General features: G+C 47.5%; 14 protein-coding genes. 6 read left to right on the forward strand and 8 right to left on the reverse strand.

All coding sequences use genetic code 11. The features are described from left to right. The first annotated feature begins 164 nt into the window (after positions 1-164). Both RIH33_RS18140 and RIH33_RS18145 read left to right on the forward strand, forming a co-directional pair. Complete coding sequence (locus RIH33_RS18140) at positions 165-3,029, forward strand: M16 family metallopeptidase (protein ID WP_406652685.1); 2,865 nt, start codon at positions 165-167, stop codon at positions 3,027-3,029. A 211-nt stretch (positions 3,030-3,240) separates the two neighbouring features. Beyond that, entirely contained in the window at positions 3,241-4,038 is a 798-nt protein-coding gene (locus tag RIH33_RS18145) for a GIY-YIG nuclease family protein (RefSeq protein ID WP_406652687.1), read from the forward strand. 31 nt (positions 4,039-4,069) lie between these two features. Here RIH33_RS18145 and RIH33_RS18150 read toward each other — a convergent pair whose 3' ends face one another. The 3 genes from RIH33_RS18150 to RIH33_RS18160 all read right to left on the reverse strand — a co-directional run bounded on the left by RIH33_RS18150 (position 4,070) and on the right by RIH33_RS18160 (position 4,970). Beyond that, the gene (locus tag RIH33_RS18150; RefSeq protein ID WP_406652688.1) at positions 4,070-4,306 is read right to left on the reverse strand and encodes a hypothetical protein; all 237 of its coding nucleotides are present in this window, start codon (positions 4,304-4,306) and stop codon (positions 4,070-4,072) included. A gap of 200 nt (positions 4,307-4,506) precedes the next feature. Beyond that, complete coding sequence (locus RIH33_RS18155; RefSeq protein WP_406652689.1) at positions 4,507-4,773, reverse strand: type II toxin-antitoxin system RelE family toxin; 267 nt, start codon at positions 4,771-4,773, stop codon at positions 4,507-4,509. Next, entirely contained in the window at positions 4,773-4,970 is a 198-nt protein-coding gene (locus RIH33_RS18160) for a hypothetical protein (protein ID WP_406652690.1), read from the reverse strand. The genes RIH33_RS18155 and RIH33_RS18160 overlap by 1 nt, the downstream gene beginning before the upstream one ends. A 222-nt stretch (positions 4,971-5,192) precedes the next feature. Between RIH33_RS18160 and RIH33_RS18165 the strand changes: the two genes are divergently transcribed. The 3 genes from RIH33_RS18165 (at position 5,193) to RIH33_RS18175 (ending at position 8,395) form a co-directional block, all read left to right on the forward strand. Beyond that, on the forward strand, positions 5,193-7,319 hold the full coding sequence (locus RIH33_RS18165; RefSeq protein ID WP_406652691.1) for a prolyl oligopeptidase family serine peptidase: 2,127 nt from the start codon (positions 5,193-5,195) through the stop codon (positions 7,317-7,319). Positions 7,320-7,600: 281 nt separating this feature from the next. Next, positions 7,601-8,062: a hypothetical protein gene (locus RIH33_RS18170; RefSeq protein ID WP_406652693.1), complete on the forward strand. Its 462-nt coding sequence runs from the start codon at positions 7,601-7,603 to the stop codon at positions 8,060-8,062. Between the two features lie 87 nt (positions 8,063-8,149). Further along, positions 8,150-8,395 (forward strand): hypothetical protein, encoded by a 246-nt coding sequence (locus tag RIH33_RS18175; RefSeq protein ID WP_406652695.1) that lies wholly within the window; start codon positions 8,150-8,152, stop codon positions 8,393-8,395. Between the two features lie 183 nt (positions 8,396-8,578). Here the strand turns inward: RIH33_RS18175 and RIH33_RS18180 are convergent, their stop codons facing one another. The 5 genes from RIH33_RS18180 to RIH33_RS18200 form a co-directional block, all read right to left on the reverse strand. Beyond that, entirely contained in the window at positions 8,579-14,581 is a 6,003-nt protein-coding gene (locus RIH33_RS18180) for a gliding motility-associated C-terminal domain-containing protein (protein ID WP_406652696.1), read from the reverse strand. 10 nt (positions 14,582-14,591) lie between these two features. Next, a complete protein-coding gene (locus RIH33_RS18185) occupies positions 14,592-15,605 on the reverse strand; it encodes a PorP/SprF family type IX secretion system membrane protein (protein ID WP_406652698.1) in 1,014 nt (337 codons plus the stop codon). Positions 15,606-15,841: 236 nt separating this feature from the next. Beyond that, positions 15,842-16,732 carry a flavin reductase family protein gene (locus RIH33_RS18190; RefSeq protein WP_406652700.1) on the reverse strand — a complete coding sequence of 297 codons (891 nt, stop codon included), beginning with the start codon at positions 16,730-16,732 and terminating at the stop codon, positions 15,842-15,844. Positions 16,733-16,736: 4 nt separating this feature from the next. Beyond that, a complete protein-coding gene (gene fahA / locus RIH33_RS18195; RefSeq protein ID WP_406652701.1) occupies positions 16,737-18,008 on the reverse strand; it encodes a fumarylacetoacetase in 1,272 nt (423 codons plus the stop codon). 72 nt (positions 18,009-18,080) lie between these two features. Continuing rightward, entirely contained in the window at positions 18,081-19,217 is a 1,137-nt protein-coding gene (locus RIH33_RS18200) for an MFS transporter (RefSeq protein ID WP_406652703.1), read from the reverse strand. Between the two features lie 197 nt (positions 19,218-19,414). Here RIH33_RS18200 and RIH33_RS18205 point away from each other — a divergent pair, with 197 nt between their 5' ends. Continuing rightward, on the forward strand, positions 19,415-22,096 hold the full coding sequence (locus RIH33_RS18205; protein WP_406652705.1) for a valine--tRNA ligase: 2,682 nt from the start codon (positions 19,415-19,417) through the stop codon (positions 22,094-22,096). Positions 22,097-22,172 lie beyond the last annotated feature (76 nt).

Raw genomic sequence — 22,172 nt, forward strand, 5'->3', positions numbered from 1 at the left:
TACAGTGCCGATAAATGGCTGTGATCACTCATTTAAGTAAACCCGACCAGGTAGGTAGGCATCGGGGCCATCACTCCGGCTTTTGTTACTTCGCCGATGGCAAAAAAATACTTGACCCGAAATGGTTATTCCGTTAGCTTCGGTGGATCACTTCACCTATGGCCATGAGACATTGCATTTTCTATCTTCTCCTTTCGGTATCCCTGGTGGGTACTGCCCAAAAAAAGGCTTCTATCCATGTGGAACAGTATACACTTCCCAATGGGCTCAAGGTCTACCTGAACGCTGACCCCTCTGCCGTTAACGTGTTTGGCGGTGTGCTGATCAAGGCCGGCTCTATCCATGAATCCCCGGATGCCACGGGGATGTCTCACTACCTGGAGCACCTGCTTTTCAAGGGAACCCAAAGCCTGGGCACCACGGACTATTCCAGTGAGAAAACACATTATGAGCGCATCATAGCGCTGTATGAAGAACTCGAAAACGCCAAAGGGAGAAAACGAAACGACATTCAGCAGCAGATCAATGAAGAATCCGTCCAGGCAGCCAAATATGGCCTACCCAACGAGTTTTCAACCCTGATGAAAAGTATAGGATCCACGGAAGTGGGTGCCTTCGCAGATTATGATGTGACCTTTTATCACAGCTATTTCCCTGCCCAAAACATGCAGCTGTGGCTCGACATCAATGCTCATCGCTTCATTGACCCGGTGTTTCGAACCTTTCAATCCGAACTGGAAGTGGTCTATGAAGAGAAAAACAGGTGGGACGATGATTTTGAAAATGCCATCTATGTGGCTTCTCAGGAATTGCTGTATGAAAACTTCACGTACGGCCTTTGGCCTACCATTGGTAAAACCGAGCACCTGAAGAGCCCCTCGCTCTCCAAAATGCATGAATTCTACAACCGGTACTACGTGCCCTCCAACATGGCGCTCATACTCTCTGGCAATTTTGACCCTGACCAGGCCCGCTCCTACATAGAAAACACCTTCTCCAGACTTGAAGCAGTGCCTTTCACTCCGGTGACGTTTCCCGACTATCAGCCCGTGGCGGGTGAGCGTAGAATGGAAATCAGCGTGACCCCTTTCCCTCTGTTTGGACTTTTGTATCCCATTTCATCCCCATACAGCCAGGACAGAGCCGCCATAGACGTATGTCAGTACCTGATCAGCAATGAGCAAAAAACCGGGGTGCTGGACCAGCTGGAAGCACAGGGGAAGATCAAACGGGCTTACACGGAAGTGGATGACCATGCGCTGGCTTCTTCGTATCACCTCTACATCGTGCCCGGTGAGGAAATAAACATCGAGCAGACCAAAGCGATGGTGCAGGCGGAGATCCAGAAACTCACCCAACCAGCGGTGGTTGAAAGCCTGCTCAAAGTAGCCAAACAGAACATCATCAAGGCCTTTTGGATAAATCTGGAAAACCTGGAAAACCGGGCACTCACCATAGCGATGGCCGACTATCTGGGGCGCTCCTGGCCTGAAATGCTGGCATACTCAGAGGATATCGATCAGGTAAGTACCCAAGACATTGCCCGCGCCATTAACCAGTATTTTTCAGGAAATTACGGACTGCTCATCTCCACGAAAGGGAAGCCCGACAAGGACCAGCTGAAAAAACCTGGTTTTGATCCGATAGTCACCACACAGGCCACCTCCTCTGCCTATGCACAGGCGATGCTGAAGCGACTGGCCGAAACCGCCTCAACACCCACATTCATCGACTTCTCCGTGGCAGATACCCTCACCATGGGGGCTCATGAGGCCCTGCTCATTCAAAATGAGACCAACGACCTCTTCTCCCTGGAGCTGAGGATTCAGAAGGGGTGGCGCTCCGACCCAACACTTCTGGAAACAGGCGAGCTGCTAAAGAAAATAGGCACTGAAAGCCAAACGGCTGATGCCCTGAACCTTGCATTTGAGTCCCTGGGGTGCGCTTTTGATGTCTTGGTGGACCCCAATGAGACCATTATCAGCCTGAACGGCTTTGAGAACCAGCTGCCCGCGTGCTTGCAACTGGTCGGGGAGCTGTTTTCCGCACCCAAAGCCACACAAGCGGCCATAGACCAGCTGGCTGCAGACTGGCGCCTCAGGCGGTCTGATGAGCAATCCAATTCCTTCCTCATGGGGTATCACCTCATTCGGTATGCCGTATTTGACCAGCACACCAAATCCCTGTCCCGAACCAGCACCCAGGCACTGGGGGAGATGACGCCAGCCGATTTGGAAGCACGGATCATCACCCTTTGGGCCACCAACAAAATAGAATTCAACTACCTGGGATCCCGATCGAAAGCAGACTTTCGGGACGTCATAAACACCCACCTGCCCCTGTCAGCAGCACCCGGTATTCCCGCACCCGTATTTACACCCATTCGCGACATCTCCGCCAATCAGGTGTACCTCATAGACGATCCAGACTCCAGACAGAGCCAGGTTTACTTTTACCTGAAGGGTGAGCCCTATCATCCCGATCAGTATGCTTACGTGGAAGCCTTCAATACCTACTATGGGGAGTCGCTCACCGGGGTGGTTTTTCAGGAGATCAGGGAGTACCGGTCGCTGGCCTACTCCACCTTTGCCCGGTACATCACCCCCGATCAGCCACTGGACAATGGGTACCTCATTACAGGATTTGGCTGCCAGTCGGACAAAACACAGGAGGCCATCGATGTGATGCTGACACTGCTCCAGGCGCTCCCCGTGCATGCAGAACAGATCGGCCCCCTGAGCGCCACCAAAATACAGGAGATCAATACCAAATACCCCTCCAGAAGAGACCTGGGCGCCCGCATGATCGACCTGAAGCATAAGGGCTACTCCGCAGACCCGAATGCGCAGGCGTATGAAGTGTACCAAAGCCTTGAAATGTCAGACCTGGCCGATTTCTATGATTCACAGTTCAAAGGCCAGCCCTATGTGATCACCATCTATGGAAACAAACGGGACCTGGACATGAAGAAGCTGGCCGCCCTGGGCCAAATCACCGAGCTCAAGCCCGCTGACATACTGGTGGACTAAGCCGGACAAAGCGCCAATCACGTCTGGCGGGCCTATTGCAAATGATGGGAAGAAGTGTTAGTTTGTTGCATCAAACTGAAAGGCCTGCCCTGATCGTAACCGCTTACTTCAGCCCGCAGACCCTGAGTCAGATAGAATAAATCAAAAACACCTGTATCGACGATGGCAGCCAAGGTGGTTATTACTATCATTAATTCAAAGTGCTCACTAAATGATTGATAGGAATTCATACTTCAATGAACATTATTACAATTTCAGTGAAGATGCCATTTACGATCTGAATAAGCAAGATAATGGATCAATCAACAACGTCATTTCACGTCTCCGAAAAAGCTGTTTTGGGGTTTTCATTTATGATGACAAAGATCCAATTGAATTCATGCTTATCTATATAGATAGCAGTAAGAAACTAGTTGGATACGGTCTAGTATTATCTATTGACTTAGAAATACATGACCGAACGATATTGGTCATCGAGTTTTGCAAGTTGATTTCGACTCAATTTCCAGAGCTGGACATTATTGAGATGATAAACACCTATCAAACTCAATCCAGGAGTGCATTTGAAAAAATGGGATTCATTACATTTGGTAATGAGGTTAATAACTTACCTAAAGGAACTGTAGCCATTCCACCGCCGTATTCCAAAGGTCTTTTGACCTTCCCAACTTTCAACAAACTAGATATCTATAGATGGTATTTCAACGAAACTCCGAATGAAATCACAATTGATGAAACAAAAGTTAAAAAGGTTTATCTACTCTTAGATTCGAATAATAACCTAATAAAGATCGGTGAAAGCTACGATCCTAAGATAAGAGAAAAAACATTACAAGGAATTAATCCAGATTGGGATATCATCACAACTTGGATCGCCCCTGTATCTGAAGAAAGGAGATTACATAAATTATTCTCACATAAAAGAACCAGAGGCGAATGGTTTAAATTAAATTTCAATGATTTAGCGATAATCAAGAAGGAAATGAGTCAACACAAGAAAAGTTTTTAACAGTAGCTAAAATTACATATACCAATGTACTTCAAGCCAATTTCAGTGAATCCAACCACTGTGCTTCGCCTTCTGGAAAGAACCGTTTCTCAGCCCTCGCGGAGTTGTCTCCAATGAGCAAGATGCAGCTGGCAAGCACGACCATCCCCATGTAAACCCCTTTCAGCAGAATGGTCAGCCTGCCGAAACGATTGAAGGCATTGTCTAACTCTTCGACAGAGCTCAGAGTGACAATGCCTTCAGGGCCGAACTCGTGTGAAAATGTCATGCTGAGCTCCGTCGAAGCATCAGACATTTTCACTTCCTTCTACACCCAAGGGAACGTTCTCGAAGCAGTTGATGAGATACACGCATGCGCGGGAATAACGGCATTCGTGGAAATGACGGTCTGCCCTGAGTCAGGCAGCTTCTTCTGCCAGTTTCGGGCACAGTACATCTGCTTATCTCACCACCTGCAAGGCGCTGCAATTAAGGGAATATTTCGTAGATCTCTTTTCGGTGAGCGATCCTCGCAAATTCGACAGTATTTTCATTAACAAAAACACCTATTCTATAATCACCAAAACGAATGCGAAAGGCATCTTCAAAACCTGTCAACTTCTTAACACCAGTAACCTCTTCAAAAGACACCGCCGACTTAACTGACTCAATGATATTGGCTACAGCTTTCAGATCCTTTGGCCTCTTGATTTTGTCGAGATCCTTACTGAATTTTTTAAGGAAAACAACCTCCATTAACCTTTGAGTTTGGCCATCACCTCATCTTCGGATACAACTTCCGAACGGTCAACTTCTTTCATGAGTAGGGATAACCCCAAGTCTTCAGTATCTTCATCGGAAAGTACTTTGGACTTCACCCCTAACTTGTTCAGAAGTTCCGATATGAACTTTAGCTCCTCCGAACTTTTTGGATTGATAACTATTGAACTCATAAGTCAAAGATAATCATTCGGAAAGACCGAAACTAACAACTCTGGGCATTGCCTAACTCTTCGACGGAGCTCAGAGTGACAATGCCCTCAAGGTAAGCTCGTGTGAAAAAGGTCAATTACCAAACAAAGGCAAAAAGTTTGAATAGATGGAAATAAGTCACATTTAATAGGAATAAATTTGGTACGGAACATCGATATTTAATTCCCAACCCCTCCAATCCCATGAACAATAGGTTTCTAGTGCTCATACTTCTCACTAATTTCCATTTTGCCCATGCTCAAAAAACGTACAATTATCCAGCAGCACCTAAGGATTCAATAGTGGATCAATATTTTGATACTACAATTTATGATTCCTATCAATGGATGGAAAACCCTGACGACCAACGCCTAACTGATTGGCTTGATGCCCAGGCCAAATTTTCCAGGAAAATCAACAATCACAACCTCATCAATTATTATGGGATTTCACTATTTGAAAAAACAAAACTCACAGAAGATTTTGTGGATTTGGAAAATGAAGAGGAACCGCGTTTTGAATTCAGATTAAAATGGTACAGTGATAATAAAATACCTGATTTGCTCTACCGAAAGAAAGGGGAAGCCAATTTTCAATACTTAATGAAAATGAAAGACTTCCGATTGGATAAAGACGACAATGTCTGGATCATGGATAATCACGTAAGTCCGGATGGAAATATAGCATTGATTAGAATTAGTCATAGCGGAAGTGACTGGCAAGAAGGGTACTTCTTCCACTTGCCAACCAAAACCCAACTTCAGGATACATTAAAGAATTTACGATCCTCAAGTACTGTAATATGGAATGGTTACGGAGTACTCTATGATCATTACTCTCCCCCGGCAAAAGGTAGAGAACTTCTTGATATCCCGATAGGCCAAACACTGAAGTACCATCGTATTGGTACTCTGCAAAATGAAGATGAAGTCATTTACGTCAATCTTGACAAGACCGGAAGAGACAGGTTCTCATTTTACAATTTAGATAGCTCTCATCTTATTTTAAATCATCAAATGTATTCCAGAGGAAAAACCTACTCTGCCATAGGATATATAGACTTAACCCACAAAACATCAATGACTCCAAAGGATTTCATTTTAACTGAAGGTGGTGAAATAAACTTCACTGCACGGTTAATCTCGAATGACACGGTATGGTTATCTAGTGATTGGAATGCTCCAAATGGGAAAGTTTATTTCACGAGCGTCCATTCTATGAATCAACTCGTTGAATTCACGAAGGAACAAAGTTCACCACTTATATCTGTGAACCTTCTGGGTAGAGACAAGATCGCTATAGTCTATAAGGATCATTTTGATATACTCAACCATCAAGGAGAAGTACTCAAGACAATGAATATACCGAAAGGAAAAGCTCTTCATGGTCTGTACGAATATGATTTGAATGTAACCCACAGTAACTTCTATATCTCGTCATTCTACCACCCTAACCTATGGTATCAGATTGATTTAAAAACTCTGGATATTAAGGCAGTAGCCGAAATAAGTGTACCGTATCGATTTGATCGTCTAGAAACTCGTCTTATTGAATACGAATCATATGATGGCACTAAAATCCCCATGTATATCACCTGCAAGAAAGGTATCAAGTTGGACAGTTCTCATTCCGTACTTATTTATGGATATGGAGGATATGGCACCACACTATCCCCAAAATATGACAGAAATAAAATAGGATTCATTTTAAAAGGCGGGATTTACGCCGTTCCCAATGTCAGAGGTGGAGGAGGCAAAGGATCTAATTGGGCTAATGCAGGCAGAGGTTTAAATAAAGGGAATGCAATTCAGGATTTTATCTATGCTGCTAAATATTTGATAAAGGAAGGATATACTAACCCGGAGAAAATTGGCATAATGGGTAAATCACATGGTGGTTTACTTGTGGCCTCTGCAGCTATGCAACAACCGGATTTGTTCAAAGCAGTTGTCGCAGAGGCTGGACCGTATGACATGTTAAGGTTCCATAAATTCACTATTGGTTCTACTGCCACCAGCATAAATGAATTCGGAACCACTGACACAAAGGAAGGTTTTACTAATTTATATAGATATTCTCCTCTGCATCAAATCCAAAAGGGAACAAAGTATCCAAGTATACTGCTAATTACCGGAGATACAGATGATCGCGTTCCGCCTTTGCATACCTACAAATTCCTGGCTACTCTTCAGGAGAACGCCGACCCCACTTCTCTCATATTTTTAAACCTTGTTAAAGGGTCTGGTCATGGCGGAGCTCTTACTATAGATGATTATAACAACCATATTGCAATTACTTATGCCTTTCTATTGAAGGAATTAGGCCTTTGAAAATATAAAGATTTCCTTATTGACGGTTAAATCTGCTTTTGTCCAACCCTTCGACGGAACTGAGAGTGACAATGCCTTCCAGGCAAACTCGTGTGAAAATGTCATGCTGAGCTCCGTCGAAGCATCAGACATTTTCACTTCCGGCATGCGTGGAAATGAACGCCTGCCCCCTACCTCAGCACAAAGATCTTTCCCGTGAGCTGTCCCCAGCATCCCTTGTGGTGAGTAGTAGATTTACTTATTTTAGCGCTTCCCGTCGGGACACGCTATTAACCTCATCCATGAAATATTGTAACTACCCAGCAGTCATTATCGCACTTGTTTTTCTCCTGACAATTGGTTGTCAGGAGGTGCACCAACAAAAAGTTCTTGTTTCTCCACTTACAGGCACCTGGAGGTTACTGACAGGTACGATCATCCAGGGAAAAGACACCACTGTAACCAACTATACCATCAATCAGGAACTGATAAAAATCATCACTGATACACATTTTGCTTTCCTCCGACATGATCTTGGGAAGGACAGTACGACCATTTTTGTGTCAGGAGGTGGTAGATGTAAAATTGATGATCAGCGTTACACCGAACACTTAGATTTTTGCAATTACAGAGCGTGGGAAAACAATACATTCGAGTTTGAATACAAGATTATTGGGGACACGCTTACGACCATTGGTACAGAAAAGGTAGAGGCCCTTGGCATCAATCAGCTGAATATAGAACAGTATTTGCGGGTGAAATAGCAGGCATTTTCGGTGCCCTCGTTTGAATGGACTTTCAACGAAGCAAGATGCAGGCCAGTCCTGGATAAGATCAAGTAACTTTATGTAATGGCAACTTTAAAAATTAGCGACAAATCAATCTCTCGATATTTTGGCTTTCTTAAAAATATGGACACACAATCAAAGAAAAAGCTAATAATCCAATTAACAGATTCAATTGAATCAAAGGAAACAACTAAAAAAGGTATTGACCATTTGTTTGGAGCATGGGAAGACACCAAAACTGCCGAGGAAATGATTTCTGAAATCAGAGGTTCCCGAACACAAAACCGTGAAATTGAGGGGTTTGAATGAAATATCTATTAGATACTAATATCTGCATTTACTTCTTTAAAGGTAACTGGAAAACTGGATCAACGAGTAGACAACCAGTGAGTCAATGCACTCAAGGCGAGCTCGTGTGAAAATGTCATGCTGAGCTCCGTCGAAGCATCAGACATTTTCACTTCCGGCATTCGTGGAAAAGAACGCCTGCCCCTACCTCAGCACAAAGATCTTTCCGGCATGCTTTCTGGTCACACCGGACTTGGCAGTATAGGTGATTTCGTAATAGTAAGGCCCCTGGGGCACCGGATGGCCGTTGAACTTACCATCCCACGAAGCTGAGAGCTCTTCGCTTTCGAAAACCAGCAGTCCGTTTCTGTCCTGCACACGCATGGTCATGGCTTTTACATTCTGAAAGCCCGGACGGAAGTTCTCATTGCTGCCATCGCCATTAGGCGTAAAGGCCGTAGGCACCGCAAAATTGTACCCTTGTACAATCTCCAGGGTATCCGTTTTGGACAGTGTACAGCCCACCTCATTCTCTACAGTAAGTTTGAGCACATACACGCCCGGTGTGGTATAGGTCACCGTGGTGTTCTGCTTCTCATCGGCACGGGTATCACCAAAATCCCAAAACCACTTCTCTATGCCCTGCCCGAGCGATTCGTCAGTGAGGGTAATCGGAAAATCGATGGCAAACTCCTCCGTTTCCAGGCTAAACTCAGCCTCCAGTTCGTAGTCCGTATCAATGGTCAGCAGGGTATCAAACGTACAGCCCACATCATCCAGCACACTCACCAGGTACTTGCGACCGGCCAGGTTCACGAAGTTGTTTTTAGAAGCATAGTCCCCACTGTCAAACGAATAGGTATACGGGAATGAACCACCGGTACCCTGAAAGGTAATGGCTCCATTTTCTGTATTGGGGCAAAGGTTATTCTTTTGAGTGATCACATCCACACCCAGTCGCTCCGGTGAAGTGATGGTCACCTCTACTGAGGCCGTCTCACAGAAGTTGCTGTCCACTGCCAGGAGCTGATAAACCCCTGCCGGAATTCCCGCCAGGTCCTCCTGTTTGGAATAAGGAAGACCATCTTTCAGCCATTGCAAACTATAGGGCATAATCCCCCCGGTCACTGTGGCGTCAATTTCTGAATCGTAAGGCGTGGCGCAGGTATTGCTCACGGAAGTAACCGCTATCCTGAATGGGTCGGGCTGTGCCACCTCCACGGTGCGTGTGAGCACACATCCTTCCAGGTCGGTCACGGTCACCCGATAGAAAGCCGCTTCCAGGTTGGTCGCAAAAGAGCTGGTTGCTGTAAATGGTAGTCCGTCCTTCAGCCAGCTAAACTGATAGGTACCATACCCACCACTTACCTGAGCAGATACACTGCCATCACTGCCGCCGAAGCAGGAAACATCCACAATGTCAAAAACAAAAGCCAGCTCATCAGGATTCTCCAGGCTAAAGGTTTTGCTCTTGATACATCCATACTCATCCTCTATGAAAATCTCGTAAGTCCCGGCCCCTATTCCGTTCAGGTCCTCGGTGTTTTGAGAAAAAAGTACCCCGTTTTTCTCCCAGTATACCGAGTAATCCAGGTCAGGCTCGCCGGTGATCTGCACTTCCACATCGATCTCTCCATTGAAATCATCATGACAGGTCACCCGGGTAATGGTGCCATCTATGAAAAACTCAGAAGGCGGATCGGCCACTGTAAAATCTGACGAATTGTACTGACACTGAAACTGATCCGTAACAATCAGCTGGTAGGTAGCTGCTTCCAGGTCGGTTATGTTTTGCCCGGTGCTGATGAGTTTCCCATCCAGCAGCCACTGGTAGCTGTAAGGCGGTGTGCCGTTGGTGGTGGTGATGGTCACGGCGCCATCCGATCCCCCTACACACGACGTATTTTTGATGGTGGAGGTCACCACGATGGGCAACGGATCATCCATGAAGATTACGGTATCCAGCTGACAGCCCTCACTGTCGGTGAGTGTGGCGGTGTATTTACCGGCAGGGATGTCCCCAAGGTCAAAATCAGTATCGGAAAGGTTGCCGGCCGCTTCACTTTTCCAGGAGACGGTGTAATTGCCATAGCCTCCGGTAGGGTCCAGGGTGATGGATCCATCGCTGTAGCCATTGCAGGTCACACTGGAGATCTCAGGACGGAAATAGATTTTTGTGGGGTTGGTGATGATGTACTCATCGGTTCGCTCACAGCCGTTGGCGTCAGTGACCACTACCGAATAGGTGGCCGGGCCGAGGTTCTGAATGGGCACAATGCCTGACTCACCCACACCCGTCTGACTGCTCAGTACGTCTCCGTTTTTATACCAGGTCAGGCTGTAGGAATCGGGATGTCCGGCACCCGCATCAATCACCAGCGAGATGGCAGCATTTTTCTCCCCAGTACATTTAATCTCTGTAGGGTCAAGGGAAATATTGAAATCTGTGGCTGGCTGAGTGACCACATAAGTGGCCGTGAATGGATCGCAATCATTCTGATCTTCGATGGTGACAAAGTAACTACCAGGTGCCAGATCAAAAATGGAATCTGCACTGCTAAATGATGCGCCACTGGCATCATTCTCCTTCCAGGTGATGATGTACGGCGAAGTACCTCCGGTAATGTCGAGGGCTATGTAGCCTGTTTCGTCTCCACGGCATTTGATCTCCTGAACATTGGCAGTGGCAGAAACGGGCTCCGGGGCCTCCAGCGTGATGGTGGAGTCCATCGTACACCCGGCATAATCGCTCAGTACTACGCGATACACCCCATCAGCCAGCGAGGTGTAGCTGGTCTGGTTATTTTTGGAAGGTACAGCCGTACCATCCTTGTACCATCGGATGGAGTAGCTGATGTTGCTGCCCAGGTAGCCACCAGAAGGATCGATCTCTATAGAACCGGTTTCATCGCCAAAACACTCGTTTTGGGTGATGGTGGGATTCATTACCAGCTCCGGGTATTCCACTATGTCAAAAGAAAGCGAACGTGAACAGCCATAGGTGTCCACGGTGGTCAGCTCATAAGTGCCCGGCTCCAGGTCCCCTTGTTTTAAGTCGAGCGTATTGGAGACAAAGAACACTCCGTCTTTGGTCCAGGTGATGTCTGTGGGATTAGGGTGCGTGGGTGAGCCCAGGTTGACGGTAATGTCGATGGTGCCGTCATTGGCGCCATTGCACGTGACCGGAGTGGAGACACCGGATATGCTATAAGTCGTTGAAGGTTGTGTGACCGTAAAGTCAAAAGGATCCGACACACAGCCATTGTCATCGGTGATGGTGAGCTGATATACCCCGGCCGCCAGGTTGGACAGGTCCTCTGTAATTGGCGCAAAAGAGCCGCCATCTTTGGTCCACACCAGATCGTATGTGCCCCCGGCAGATACTCCGCCAGTGATGGTCACGTCGATAGATCCGGTAGACTCGCCTTTGCAGGCTACATTCACAATTTCCGCAGTAGCAATCAGCTCATCAGGTGAAGCCATCACGATGGTGGAGGACTTGGCACAACCCAGATCGTCTGTGACGGTGACACGATAAGTGGCATCATCCAAACCGGAAATAGACAAGAGGTCATTATAGGCCGGTTGGGCAACATTATTTCGGGTCCACCTGACTGTGAAAGTACCCAACTCCAGTCCTCCACTTGGGCTGATGTCGATGACTCCATTGGCATCCCCAAAGCATTCATTTTGAGTGACCGTGGGATTCACACTCAGCACTGGGTATTCCAGCACATCAAACGATATGGACTTGGAACAGGCATAGGTATTGTCGATGGTGGTCATGACATAAGTACCCGGTGCCAGCCCTGTAATGGTCGTCAAACCGGTACCTGCCGGGTAGGCGGCTCCATCTTTGGTCCAGGTCACGCTGGCCACGTTAGGGTGACCAGAATCCGGCGTATAAACCGCCACAATCTTCCCGTCGTTGGCGCCATTACACACCACATCGGTGATGGTACCGGAGAGTGCATAAGTAGTGGCTGGTTCGGTGATGGTGTAGGTATTGGGGTCTACCTTCTCACATCCATTGTCATCTATGATGGTGACCTGGTAGGTGCCGGGTCCCAGATTGCTGATATCTTCCGTATTCGCATACCCCGGAGCTCCGTCTTTGGCCCAGTTGAAAAAGTACGACCCGCCGCTGGTGGGTGTCCCTCCTGTCACAGTGATACCGATGCTACCGGTGGTTTCATTCTTACAGGCGATGTCCGTCTCAGCATCCAACGCTATAGTGATGGGATCCGGAATGGTCACATCAAATGATTTGGAGGTGGTGCATCCTTCCGCATCGGTCACATGAAAAGAATACACATGATCATTGGTGACATCTTCTATCTTGGAAGTGGGAGATGTATGTGTAACGGTCTCCGCTCCCAGTGCTCCACCATCCCGCTTCCACTCAAAGGTATAGGGCGTAGTACCTCCTGTCACACTTACATTGATCTCTGTGGGGTCCGGGCTGAGGTCTGCAGGGCATAGAAACTCCGGTGCTACACCATTGATTGCCAATACTGCAGGTTCACTAATGTTAAAAGTAAGTGAACGGTAACACCCTGAGTTGGCTGTTACGTCAATCCGGTACTCTCCTTCCTCCAGATCAGTTTTAGAAAAGAGCCCAGTGGCCACCGTTTCGCCTGAATTAACATCCACCCAAACGATGTTATCAGCTTCCACCACCGGGTCAGTGTCCAACCCCGTATCAAACTCCCAGGTGTACGCCCCGTTACCAGCTCCGGCACAGGTAATATTGCTGGTGCTGACAAAAGACATTCCCCATTGCTTGATGGGCTCTGTCACTTCTTTATCCGCTACATCTACCGGACATCCATTTGAATCCTGTATCCAAAGATCGTATAGCCCAGCCGTGAGGTTGCCAATGGTAGGGGTGTTAAAGTAGTTAGCGCCCCCATCCACGGAATAAGAGTAAGAGCCTGATCCGCCAGTCACCACGAAAGTAATGGCGCCGGTGGCATCGGTTTTACAAATCACTGGAGTTTGCGTGGCACTCACCAGCTGCGGGGTTTCGGGCTCCGCAAGCGTAGCCTCCACATCCAAAGTACACCCGGTCTGGCCAAATGCACGGATGGTATAAGTATCCGGCCCCAGTCCTGTAAAATCTGCTGTTCCAACAGCTACCCCGGTCTGACGCTTTAAGGTAATTTCTACCATGTCCCCATCATAGATTCGAAGCTCAAAAGGACTCTCGTCATCTTCCGTATCCGTGTCCAGCCGCACCTGTATAGTGCCATCATTATCACTGGTACACGTCACGTCCTGTTGGTCGTTTACCACAAAATTAAATCCCTTATAGATGTCCATTTGGGTACTCCCGGTACATCCGTTTTTATCTGTCACAATCACCTGATAAGAGCCTGAGTCCAACCCGGTGATTGCCCCTACGTTCGTGGCAATGACGGAAGCATCCTCCGCATTTTGCCATTCTATTTCAAAATTGAATGGGAATCCGGCCCCTGCCGAATAGGGTGTACCTCCTGAAATGGAATTGATGATAATCTGTCCACCCTGATTATTACAGTCAGCATTGACCGTATCAAAATCGATGGTAATGGAGCTGGGTTGGGTAATCTGAAAGTCCCCGGAAGCATTTGCCTTAACGCATCCATTGGCATCCCGCACAAAAGCCACATAGGTAGCTGCAGCCAGGCTTTCAAACAAGCCTCCATTATCGGTATATCCCCCTGAATAAGTCGGTGAAGTGGCACCAGCCCCTATGCCAAGGCCATATTCATACGGCGCAGTACCTCCGGTAGCTGATACCTGCACAGACCCTGAGGCATCTCCGTTGCACAGGTTTTGGTCCAGCACTGTTTTGGTAACTGAAAGCAATGAGGCCGATCCACCCACTGTGATGGTACTCGTTCTGGTTTTAGGTGTATTGGCGGTACTTCGGGTCACGGTCACGGTCCAGTCGTCCTGAAAAAGACCATCAATGAGGTTAGTTCCAAAAGGGTTATCAACTGTACCAGTGGCGTAGGGATTGACCAGGTCAGCGGATTCAAAGACCTCCCAGGTAAAAGAGTACCCAGAAACCCCACTCCCTGTGAGCACTAGTTCGATCTCCCCATCATTGGCACCAAAACAAGTCTCATTTACCGCTGTAAGGCCAATGTTCCAGTTTTGAGCAACAGCCGAAAAGCTGAAGAGTAGAGAAACGGTGATTGCAATGAATAAATTCTTCATCATCTGGTTGATATTAATAAGGAATTGGACACTTCAGACGCTTCGCGGAGCGTGGGGTGGCATTTGGATCAGAGGGATCAAAAAGGAGTGAGATCGAAATTTCATGTACTCCACCCGGATTGATTCTGTTATTGAGTGGCATGTCATAGCTGTAGCCAATAGAGAAATCAAATTTGGTCACCCCTAGGATCCAGGATACCGCGGAGTATTCACCCTCGCTAAATGGATTGGGTATGCCCCGGTAAAGTGCCCCAAAGAGAATAGGTTCATACTGCACAATGGCCCCTGCATCCAGTTGACTAAAGCCACCCTGAGCCACATAGTTGAAGGTAGGCATCACAAACCTCCTCAGTTTCGATTTGGACTTTCGCCCCTTTTCCGCCAGGCTCACGCTCACACCCCCATGCACAGAGTACCTGACAGGCAGTGTGGCATTTCCACCCTCTACAAAAGAGATGTTATTTTCCAGCATATTGTGCATAGAGTACCCAAACCACCAGTTGGCACCATAGGTGAGTACTCCGGCAGACACATCGAAAAAGCTGATCCGGTCATTGACCGCCAGCGGCTCTGAGGTGCCTCCTCCACTCACATTGCCATCCGAGTCTATCTGATCCGAAAAAAGGAATTTACTAAAATCAATCCCCTGACGGGTATAAGAGGCCTGAAGCGCTGGCTTCACCGTCACCTTTTTGTTGATAGAAAAGTCATAGCTCAGTGGCACAGCCACAGTCTGGGAGATATATCCGCTGTACGCGTCTTCATCTGAGATGAAAAGCAGCCCGGCACTGGCATAAAAATCCTTGAAGTAGTAATCGGCATAAGCCGAAAAGGTGGTGTAGGCAGCCTCTTCAGAGTTGCCCTGCTTGCGGTAGTTGATCCCGGCCCTGGCGGCGCCAGAGGCTCCCGTGAAAGCGGGATTCAGATAGACGGGTGCCTGATAGTACTGTGTAAATCTGACATCCTGTGCCTGAAGGCAGGTCATTGCACCCCCAACGAGTAGTGCTGTTAGTAGAAGTTTTTTCATTTCGCCAATTTTACCTCTGAGCTTCGCTTAAGGAGCATCTTCCTAAAATTAACCCTGAAATGACACAGTTGCTAAAAAACAACCAGATAATCCCCATTTCCGGTACCCGGGAAAATACATTGTAAACTTCCGCAATTCTATTATTAATCACACTACCTAATAAGGGGTAAATAGCGGGAGGTCAGCGTATGCCATACAATGGCCCTCGAAAAAACTTTTGAAATGTTCTTACAGACTCAGTAATCCTGCAAAAGGACCTTCCACGCGGACAGTGGATCTCCTGCATCCAGGTGTTGGGCGGCAAGCTTGTGCAGCTCCACCTGTATCCGGTCAGGTTCATGGTCTACATACTGGAGAATCGCGCTCACTTCAGGTTCATTGGCAAAATTGTTCACCTCCTCCTCGGAGGGCATGCTTTCCACATTGCCCAGCTTGCCCAGGTGGTTACCTGTAAGTACTTTGCTGTTTCTAATGCTCTTTGGTATGTTATCAACTCCCATTCCTTTGGTTTTAATTGGTTTTTCTACTTCGAAAAGTGCGTCTCCCTGCGCTCTGCAATACCAATCACCCCCCATTCGTGAGACAGCGTCCAATTTAAAAGGATCAATTTTACTATTCAAGAAAATATCGTCTGAAATGTGGGCAAGCTGCACCTCACAGATCACCAGATTACCCGCGCCGCCATTTTCACCCAGGGCTTTCACCTCCACCACCCTGCACTCGTAGGCTGCCGGTGCTTCCCCTACCCGTGGCGGCCGCACCGTTTCTGAGGCCACGGCTGTCAGCCCCGATTTCACAAACTCATCCACGCCACGGTCATACTCTGAGCTGGCCAGCGACATCTGCTCCACCATACTGTAATTCACAATGCTGATGGTCACTTCCGGCACCTCCAGCACGTTCTCCAGGGTATGCTTGGTGGAGTTGTCCCTCGCCCTGCGGGCGGGTGAAAACACGAGTATCGGTGGATTGGCGCTGAATACGTTGAAAAAAGAAAAAGGACTCAGGTTCACCCGGCCTTCTATGTCCACTGTACTGGCAAAAGCGATGGGCCTGGGAGCTATGGTCCCCAACAAGAGCTGATGAAACTCAGGAACGGATACGTCGGAAGGTTTGATCTTTGCCATGATCCTAAAGGGTAGGTAACACTTTGTTTCTCACTTCACCGAACCCAATCCGCACACCGTCTTTCTCGGCATACCCGCGCATGATTACCGTGTCGCCATCATGGATAAACTTACGCTCGGTACCGTCCGGCATGGGAATCGGTTTGGTGCCCATCCAGGCAAGTTCCAGCATGCTCCCGTAGGCTTCAGGAGTAGGGCCACTAATGGTGCCACTGGCATAAAGGTCTCCTACGTTGATGTTGCAGCCATTGGCCGTGTGGTGAGCAAGTTGCTGGCTTACATTCCAGTACATATGTTTGAAATTGGAATGTGAAACCTGCGTTTCCCCGGCTCCCTCTGGTTGGATGAACACCTTCAGGTTCACATCAAAATTCTTACGATTGGCCAGCTCCAGATATGGGAGCACTTCGGGATCCTGCACCGGACCAGGTACCTGAAACGGCTCCAGGGCATCCAGGGTGACGATCCACGGCGAAACGGATGAAAAGAAATTCTTCGCCAAAAAGGGGCCTAAGGGAACATACTCCCATTTTTGCACATCTCTGGCCGACCAGTCATTGAAAAGCACAAATCCAAAAATATACTCCTCCGCTTCTGCCACTGGGATAGAGGCTCCCAGCGGGCTGTTCTTCCCGGTGATAAAGCCCATCTCCAGTTCAAAATCGAGTCGTTTCGTAGGGCCGAATGTCGGAGTTTTGGCCTCCGGAGCTATGGTCTGTCCCTTAGGTCGATGAAAGTTGGTACCCGATACGGCAATGCTACTGGCCCGACCGTGATAGCCTACCGGAATGTGTTTCCAGTTGGGCATGAGGGCGTTGTCCGGGTCACGAAACATGCAGCCCACGTTGTAGGCATGTTGCTCACTGGAGTAGAAATCAGTGTAGTCTCCAATTTGTACTGGCAGCTGCATTTGCACCTGATCCATGGGGATAAGGACTGATGACCTGACCGCTTCATTCTGCTGAAGTTCCCTATTGGAAACTTCCAGCAGGTCGGAAAGTCTATCCCTTACTTTGCGGGTCGTTTCTTTTCCCAGTCCAATGAATTTATTGAGCGTATTTTTAGAGAATACATCTTTGGGCAGTGAAAGCCCATCGAAGTAACCCAAATCGTAGAGGGTTTTTAAGTCAATGACGAAATCTCCAATGGCTGAGGCCGCACCAGTGTGATCATCTCCATTTTTAAAAATGCCAAAAGGCAGATTCTGAATGGGGAAGTCAGAGTCTGCCTTTGTTGGTATCCATGATTTCAATTGGGGGTTGTTAGCTTTTATCATGCTATCCTGTTGTTTGTTTGAATTAACAGATGCAATGATATAAGGTTACAATGCCTTATCAAAAAAGGCTTTTTAGAAATTACCCTGCGCAACCAGAATGGCCTCCAAAATCCCATTGGGAAGCTCAAATCCAGCGAAGAATACTCCTACACCGAAGACTTTGTGCTGATCCCTGATGACAGTAAGGGCCAAAGGCAAAAAGCTTACGGACATCATGCTGTAAAACAGCGCAAAGAGCACAATAAGTACCACGAGCAATGCGTAATTGTCAGTGAAATAAATACCCGCCACCACAGCAAAGGATGCCAGTATGCTCAGGAGAATGGTAAAGTAAATAGACCGGCTCTCCGTGAACTTGCTCAAAGGAAGAGATAAGATGGCTACCATGGCCAGGATCACAGAGACAGCTCCATTTCCGGATATCCCAAAGAAATGGAAGTTCTTTTGCTCAAACCAATCCGGAAACATATTGAAGAGTAGAGTAGTAGAAAGTCCCAAAGCAATGCCCAGTACAAAAGCATAGGTATAGTCAGATTTGGCCAGTTCCGTCTTTTTGGGGACATCCACCATTATTTTAGTATTTTTCCTCATTAAGAGTCCACTAAAAAACACTGCAACACCGCCCGCCACAAAGGTCAATGGGGCACCCAGGAAATCAATGATATCCACGATAACCGGCTCAATAGAATACAACAAGCCATAGACAATAGTCAGCAGCGCCATGGCAGTTGGCAACTTTTTCACCGGGACAAAAAGCTCAATGGTAGAAATGGCCGGACTGGTGAAAAGCGCCATGGAAAACAACCATAACGTAATCAATCCCGGCAATATCCACTTAAAAACAGGCCCCGGCTCGGTGTATAAGGTAAAAGCCGTAGCCATAAAGATCATCGCTGCAAAACTCACGCCTGCGGAGATGATCGGCAGACGTTTACCGGCCTTACCACGAAATCTATCTCCCAAACGCCCTGCAATCATCGGTGTAATGACCATAATGATTCCCTGCGTAACAAATAAGAACAGGGTCAGGTTGGTGAAATTGTATGCTTCCAGAAGCTTGGGCTGATAGTTGTAGTAGGCGATCCAGCCTATAATTACGGAGGCATAAAGCAAAGTCAGACTCAAAAGCTGCTTCCACATTACATCACGTTCTTCTTCATGTCTGGCCAGTGAATTTGATTGATGGGCAATGGCAGGGTTAGTTATCATATCTTTTAAAATAGGTTGATTGATTCAGTTTCTAAAAGATTCCTTTTGCAGAATCTAGCTAACGTACGTAACATAAAGAATTATCGGATTTAGAATGTTTAAAATTATTTACCTGACGTCCACCCACCATTCTCCTTCCAATTAAAGAATTAACTTTGCGCTCTTAAATTCATTTCAAAAATATTCGACGCTTCTCGATGGAGATTTCTACTAAATACGACCCGGCACAAACCGAAGACAAATGGTATAGCCATTGGATGGAAAAAGGCTTTTTCAAAGCCAAGGTGAACCCTGAAAAGGAACCCTACTCAATCGTGATTCCCCCACCGAATGTCACCGGCGTATTGCACATGGGTCACATGCTCAATAACACCATCCAGGATGTGCTTATCAGAAAGGCAAGAATGGAAGGCAAAGAAGCCTGCTGGGTACCCGGTACAGACCATGCATCCATTGCCACAGAAGCCAAAGTGGTGGCTATGCTTCGCGAAAAAGGCATCAAAAAGAGTGACCTCTCAAGAGATGAGTTTCTTAAGTACGCCTGGGAATGGAAAGAAAAATACGGGGGCATCATCCTGGAGCAACTGAAAAAACTCGGTGCTTCCTGCGACTGGGACCGCACGTCCTTCACCATGGATGAAGGCTATTACAAGGCTGTGATTACGGTATTCAATGACCTCCACAAAAAAGGATTTATCTACAGAGGCCTCCGAATGATCAACTGGGACTGTGAGGCCAAGACAGCCCTTTCCAACGAAGAAGTGATCTATAAAGAAGGTGGTGAACAGGTCACCCTTTACTATGTGAAATACAGGATTGCTGGCTCTGAAGACTTTGTCACCATTGCCACGGTGCGACCGGAAACCATCCTGGGCGATGCGGCCATTGCGGTGAATCCGAAGGACGAGCGTCATGCTCACCTCATTGGCCAAAAAGCCATTGTGCCCTTCGTGAATCGTGAGATTCCGATCATTGGTGACGACTATGTGGAGCTGGATTTCGGTACCGGATGCCTCAAAGTAACTCCGGCGCACGACCCCAATGACTATGAGATCGGTCAGCGCCATGGTTTGGAAGTGATAGACACCATCAACCTGGATGGTACCCTCAATGCAAACTGTGGCATCGATAAATTTGTGGGTGTGGATCGGTTTGTGGTCAGAAAGCAAATTGTCAAAGACCTGAAGGCCGCTGAGTTCCTGCTCAAGGAAGAAGATTTCGTTACCCGGATAGGTCGCTCCGAGCGCACCAATACCGTGGTGGAGCCCAAGCTTTCCCTGCAGTGGTTTATCAAAATGAAGGAAATCTCCCGCACAGCCCACAAGGTGGTGATGGAAGACGAAATACTCCTCCACCCACCTAAGTTCAAGAACACCTACAACCACTGGATGGAAAATGTGCGTGACTGGTGTATTTCGCGTCAGCTATGGTGGGGTCAGCGAATTCCTGCCTACTACTATGGCGAGGGGGAAGAAGACTATGTAGTGGCTGAGTCTTTGGAGGAAGCGGTGATTTTGGCTTGTGAGAAATCGGGTAAGACACTCACCGCCGCAGACCTAAAACAAGACGAAGACGTATTGGATACCTGGGCTTCCTCCTGGTTGTTTCCTTTGGCCGTTTTTGATGGCTTCAATGAGGATTCTTTTGACACGGAAACCGGGAAAGTGGTCAATGGCAAAAACGCCGAACTGGATTATTTCTACCCTACTGACACGCTGGTAACAGCGCCCGAAATCCTCTTTTTCTGGGTGGCCAGGATGATCATAGCCGGTTATGAGTACAAGGGTGAAAAACCATTTAAAAATGTGTATCTGACCGGAATCGTCCGTGACAAGCAGCGCAGAAAGATGTCCAAGTCGTTGGGTAACTCCCCGGATCCACTGGATCTGATCAAGCAATATGGAGCGGATGGCGTTCGCACAGGCATGCTTTTCTCCTCTCCTGCCGGAAACGATCTGCTTTTTGATGAAAAACTGGTGGAGCAAGGGCGTAATTTCTCCAACAAACTTTGGAATGCCTTCCGCCTGGTCAAGGGATGGAAAACGGTGGATCAGCCTCAAAGTGAAGAAAATGCTTTGGCCGCCAAATGGTTTGAAAACCGCTTCTACGCTGCTAAGGACGAGCTGGAAGATCACTTCTCCAGGTACCGTCTTTCTGATGCACTCATGACTGCCTACAAGCTGGTGTGGAATGACTTCTGCAGCTGGTACCTGGAGTGGATCAAGCCTGGGTTTGAGCAACCGATCGATCAGCAGACTTATGACCAAACCATCGCCTTTTTCGAGCTGGTGGTGAAGACGCTGCATCCTTTCATGCCTTTTATCACTGAAGAAATCTGGCACACGATTCAGGAACGTGACGAAAACGATTGCCTGATCAAAGCTGCATGGCCTGAAAGTAAGTCATTCGATAAGGGTGTACTGACTTCAGGGGACTTGTTGTTTGAAATTACCACCAACATCAGGAATCTCCGCAACAGCAAGGGGCTATCCCCAAAAGAAGAACTTGCACTGATGGTCAACACGTCCGACAAAGCCCTTTTCGAGCAGATCTCTGCGTCGGTTCAGAAAATGGCCAATGTATCATCACTGGACTTCACAGAGGAAAAGCCAGACAATTGCTTCAGCTTTGTGGTACAGTCCCATGAGCTGTTCGTGCCCGTAAGTGAGCAGATAGATGTGGAAGCTGAACGCAAAAAGCTCACAGAAGAGCTGGGATACACCATTGGATTCAAAAATTCTGTGGAGAAAAAACTCAGCAACGAGCGCTTCGTGAGTGGAGCACCCGAGCAGGTGGTGGCTATGGAAAAGAAAAAACTGGCAGATGCCGAGGCTAAAATTGCTTCATTGGAGGCAAGCATCGCCTCATTGGGTAGCTAAGACCTGCGACCAGACCTTATCCAGGAGGGGCCCACCAAAAGTGGGCCCCTCTTGTTTTTATCAATCCATTTAAGGA

This window comes from Marinoscillum sp., assembly GCF_040222955.1.
In the GTDB taxonomy this organism is placed as follows: domain Bacteria; phylum Bacteroidota; class Bacteroidia; order Cytophagales; family Cyclobacteriaceae; genus Marinoscillum.